The sequence below is a fragment of the Allobosea sp. CS1GBMeth4 genome (assembly GCF_900185715.1).
GTDB lineage: Bacteria > Pseudomonadota > Alphaproteobacteria > Rhizobiales > Beijerinckiaceae > Allobosea.
In genome coordinates this window covers 1-4,908 of record NZ_FYAS01000038.1, presented here as the reverse complement: position 1 = coordinate 4,908, position 4,908 = coordinate 1, and the positions used below count along the sequence as shown (strand labels likewise).

Annotated in this window: 3 protein-coding genes; all 3 read right to left on the bottom strand. The window is 70.0% G+C overall.

Translation table 11 applies throughout. The features are described from left to right. On the bottom strand, positions 1-1,589 hold a 1,589-nt coding region (locus CS1GBM4_RS20340; RefSeq protein WP_186420581.1), incomplete at its 3' end, for a hypothetical protein. Between the two features lie 5 nt (positions 1,590-1,594). After that, a complete protein-coding gene (locus CS1GBM4_RS20335; RefSeq protein WP_186420580.1) occupies positions 1,595-2,614 on the bottom strand; it encodes a glycosyl hydrolase family 8 in 1,020 nt (339 codons plus the stop codon). Next, positions 2,611-4,908: cellulose biosynthesis cyclic di-GMP-binding regulatory protein BcsB (locus CS1GBM4_RS20330; RefSeq protein WP_186420579.1), on the bottom strand; the 2,298-nt coding region annotated here is incomplete at its 5' end. The genes CS1GBM4_RS20330 and CS1GBM4_RS20335, both read right to left, overlap by 4 nt.

Here is a 4,908-nt window from a genome sequence, read left to right as displayed (position 1 = left end):
CGGGACGGCGGCGCAGGCTCGGCGCGAACGACACGGCGCGGCGCCGGCTCTGCAGGTTCGGGCGTCGAAACGGCCCGGGCCGCCGGGCTCGTCTCGGGGAGAGGCCGGGCACCCCGCACTGTAGGGACGACGCGGCCATGTGCCGGGTTGAGCAGCTCGGCGATGCGCGGCGAGCGGCTGCGCCATTCGGCGATGATCGCGCGTAAGCCTGCCTGGTCGCGCAGGCGCTGATGCACCAAAGCGAGCCCGAAGGCGGCCGGCTCATAGCTGCGGTCCCAGGCCAGGGCCGTCTCGAACCAGGTCTCGGCCGGGGCGATCTGCCCGGAATTGTAGGCGTACCAGCCGAGTGCAGCGCCGCCGGGTGCATAGCGCTCGACGCCGACCGTCTTGGCGATGCGCTCGATCACGGAGCGTTCGAGCCGCGGTGCCGGCTCCTGGGCGATCAGCGCGATGGCGACGTCGAGATAGGCCTTGCGGTTCGCGGAGCCGGCTTCGAGCCATTGCGCGCCGAGCGTCTCCGCCTCCTGGTATTTCTGCTGCGCGCCGAGCGCGAGCACGGCGCCCTCCGCCGCCTTGGCGCCGCCATTGCGCGCCAGCGCAGTCTGGAACCAGGTCACGGCCTTGGCCGGGTCGTTGTGCCGGAAATAGTAGAATCCGAGCAGGATCGCATCGTCCGGCGTCGTCGCCGCATTGGCGAGCACTTCGATGCGACCGAGCTCCTCGGGCGTTGCGGTCAGGGTCGGCTCTTCCGCCGCCTTGCCGATATGGCGCCGCGCGATCTCGTCGCGGATGCTGGAGAACTCACTCTGCTTCTCCTGCACCAGCAACGGGGCGATCAGCGCCTCGGGCAGGCTGGCGAGCGCCTTCTGCATGGTGCCGACCCGCTCGGCCGGGTTGGTGCAGTTGGTCAGCACATAGTTATAGGCGTCGCGCGCCCGCTCCGGCGCTCCGGTCTGGACGAAGGCCTCGGCCACGCGCCAGAGCGCGTCGACATTGGCGCAGGTCAGCAGCGCCGGCGTCTCGGTGCCGATCCGGATCACCTGCTCCCATTGCCTGGCATTGGAGGCGTTGACGAGGCGCAGACCCGCCTCGGCCCGGTCGAGCTGGGCGGTGAGTTCGGCCGGAGCCTGCCAAGTCGGATCGGCACTGCTGCGCTGGGCGATCGCCGCGCGTGTCTCGCCGAACTTGCCCTCGGCGAACAGCTTCCAGATCCGTTCCAGCTCGGGATCGCCTGTTGGCAGCGACGAACCCAGATCGGTCGGCGGCTTCCATTCCGGATAGAGCGCGCGCAGCCGGGCGAGCTCGGCCTCGTAGCGGCGAGTGTCGCCCTGGGAGGCGAAATAGCGCAGGGCCGACTCGTCGACCTTCTGCGACAGGCCAGACGGCGTCGCCGGGCGGCCGGGCGCGGCGGGGGCCTGAACCAGCTCGACCTCGGTTGGCTCGGCGGCGGGTGCGTCCGGTTGCGAGGGGTCGGGATGCGTCTCGGCCTGCGCCTGCTGGACGGTCGGTGCCTCGGGCCAGCGCAGCTCCTGGCCATACCGGCCGAGCGCGTAGAAGACGGCGCTGGAGGCCGCGACGGCGATCAGCATGGGTTTCACATGCATTGCGGATACCTCTCGCTCAGCATCGAGAGGGTGAGCAGGTGCAACGTCGACGGATAATAGGCCGTCGGCTGGAAGATCTTCAGCTCGGCCGGGATCGGCGTGCGGTCGAGCGCACAAGCCATAGCGGCAGAAAGGATGCGATAGCCGGCATCGTGCAGCGGCTCGGCCGGCTTGCCGCTCGGCACGTCGATCACGGCCGTGCCATTGGCCCAGGCCAGGCGGAACGGTTCGAGGCGCTGCCTCTCGGCGAGGCCGGCGCGCAGCAGATAGAGCGGGATCCGCAGCGCGTTGTAGCCGAATTGCGGCGGGAAGCCCTCGGCCGGCTTCGGCTCGCCCTTGAGCGAGAGCCAGTCGGCCGCCGGACTCCTTCTCCTGGCGAGATCGTCCAACAGTTTGAGGCCGCTGGCCTGCGCCTGCATCCAGCCGGGGTCGTTCGTGAGACGCGCGAGGATCGGGAAGGCTTCGAACACCCAATAGGACGGATTGATCACCGGCCCGTCCGGCCGCTCCTGTTCGGAATATCCTCTCGCCGCCGGCATCAGCCAGGTCTCGCCGCCGCGCTTCACGAGGGCGGCCTTGGCGAGCGAACGGGCGATCTGCCGGGCTGCCGTTGTATAGGCCGGCATCGCCCAGCGCGTGCCGGCGCAGGCGAGAGCTTCGGCGATCAGCAGGTCGCCGTCGCTGGCATTGTTGATGTCGGTGACGCGCGGCGAGGTCTTCGGGTCCCAGCGCCAGGCGGCGAGCCCGTCGTCGCGGATCAGCAGCTCCGTCCGGGTGAAGGAGAAGATGCTGGCGAAGCTGCCGCGATCCCCGGCGAGGCAGGCGAGCAGCAGCCCGTAGCCCTGGCTCTCGCTATGGCTGATCCCGCCATTGGCGTCGTCGACGACCCGGCCTTCGGCGGTGACGAATTTCTGGCGGTAGAGCTCCCAGGCGCCGGTCGGCAGAACCGCCTGCGCGCTGGAGGTGAAGCCGAACATGGTCGCGGCCAGGACCGCGCGGAGCCGTCTCATGAACGCCTCCCCAATCGGCCGATCATCAGGGAAGTGCTGATACCGAGGATGATGCAGGCCGCCAGCAGCGTCAGCGCGTAGACGCCGGTATTGCTCGACATCCAGTTGGCGAAGACGAGGCGCATATTGGCCAGGCTGAACGCCCGCGTCATGACGAAGCTCGTGCTCTCCGCCGAAATCACGTGGTTGTCCTGGCCGCTGCGGAAAGCGGTGAGCTTGCCGGCCATTCCGGCCCAGTTGCCCGGCGTGACCAGCCGGTCCACGGCCTTTTCGAGGTTGTTCTCCTGGCGCACGACGAAGGCTGTCCAGACCTGGCGCGTGTCGGGGTCGGTCGCCTGTGCGGCGATCAGCTCGGTCCCTTCGGCCGGCTCGTAGAGCGAGGGCGCGCGCGAGGGCGTGCGCAGCTGGGCGAAGGACAGCTCGAAGGTCCGCTGCAGCCACTGGTCGAAGCTGATGAAGTAGCGGGCGAGCGGACCGCCCAGCGAGCCGCGCCAGCGTTCGCGGATCGCTTCGGTGGTCGGTCCGCTGCCGCCCGAGTGCTCCGGCGTCGTCTGACGGCCCTGGAAGCGGTTGATCACCGCGTCGAACACGGCCGTGCCGTCGGCTTCCGGCACGACCACGACCGCCTCTTCGCGCTGCGGCCAGGTGTTGCGGACATTGTCGGCGATGCCGACGCGCGGCAGCAGGCCGGCCGGCAGTTGGCCGGCGGCGCCGACGACCACGGCAGGGCGGTTGCCGACGGTCGCGGCGTTGGCCAGCAGCTCGATCGCGAGCGGCCGGTCGGCGCGCTGGGCCAGCCGGGCGAGCAGCGTCGCGGCGGCGCCGAGATTGGCGAGGTCGTGCCGGCCGACGATGAGGCCGACATGCGACGCGATCGAATAGGGGAATCCGGTGCCCGCCACGGCAGCGAGATTGGGGCTGACCCCGATCTTGGCGAAGCTCGGGATCGCCAGCGCGGTGGTGTCGAACAGCGCGAAACGGCTCTTCCCCGGCAGGGTCGCACCCGGCCCGCAGGCGAGGTCGGAACGCGTCAGCGTGACCGCCTCGAACCAGACCTCGTTGATGCCGGGCCGGAAATGCCGGAGCGGTACGGTGATCGGGAATTGCTGGAAGAGCCCGCCATTCGCCGCATTGATCGACACGGTCGCCGCGACGTTGCCGTTGACGAAGACTTCGATGTGGCTGGTGCCGGGGAGGACCTCATCCGAATAGGCTCCGTCGAGATACAGCGTCGCCTGGCCATAGGCGTTGGCATAGAAATCACCGGGCATGGCGATGACGGTACGCACGCGCATGCGCCGCCCCGAGGATTCCTGGGTGGGAACGCCGAGCTCCGAAAAGCGCAGTACCTGCTGGTCCGAGACGAAGGGCGCGTCGGGCACGTGCCAGCTCGATGTGTCCATCGTCTTGCGATTGACGTTGGTCGGCCGCGAGACCGGGCCGGTGAGCAGCCTGGCGATGGTCGCCTCGAGCTCGGGCCAGGTCTCCCCCGTGACGAGCAGGGTCTCCGGGCCGAGCCTGGGATGGGCGACGAAGCCGAGCACGGCGCCTGCTCCCGCCTCGGCAGGCAGCGTGCCGAGCAGGTCGCGGAGCTCCTTGGTCGTGCCGAGCAGGACAGTGAGCAGGCCCGGTCGGATGCGCTCCGGCAGCTGCTCGGAAACCCTGACGACCGCCAGGCTGTAGCGGCCGCGCAACGCCACGCCCTGGGCGACGGCGAGGATGCTGTTGGCCGCGATGGCGCGGGTCGCGCCCGGTGCGACGATGTGGATCGTGGTCTGTCCGGTCTCGTCGGCGCCGACGGAAGGCAGGTCGTCGATGCTGCGCAGGCGCGATTGCTGCCCCGGGCTCCTGAAGGACAGGCGGGTCCCGGCGCCGTCGATGCGCGTCCACAATTCATAGGTGGAGGCGATCGTGCAGTCGGTGCGATGGCGCTGGACCGCCTCGATGCGGATCGTGTTCGGCCCGGGCCGGAGCAGGCCCTTGCGGATCGCGGTCGAGGTGCGCTTCAGCCGGTCGGAGGAGGCGATCGGCGCTTCCATGATGCGCTCGCCATTGATGCGCACCGTCAGGCGCGAGGCCTCTGGCATCACCACCAGCGCATTCTGGAAGGCGAGGTCGAGATCGAGATCGGCGCCGGCCTGGTCCTGGGTCAGGTAGAAGGCCCAGCTGCGGCTGTCGCTCTCGCCCTCGAGCGTGACGCGGGCGGCGGGAAGCAGCGGCTTGACGGCGATGCTGGCCGGCGCGGCCGGCGCCGCGGCGCGCAGGCTGGGCTCGGCGGGGGCCGGCGGCTGCCG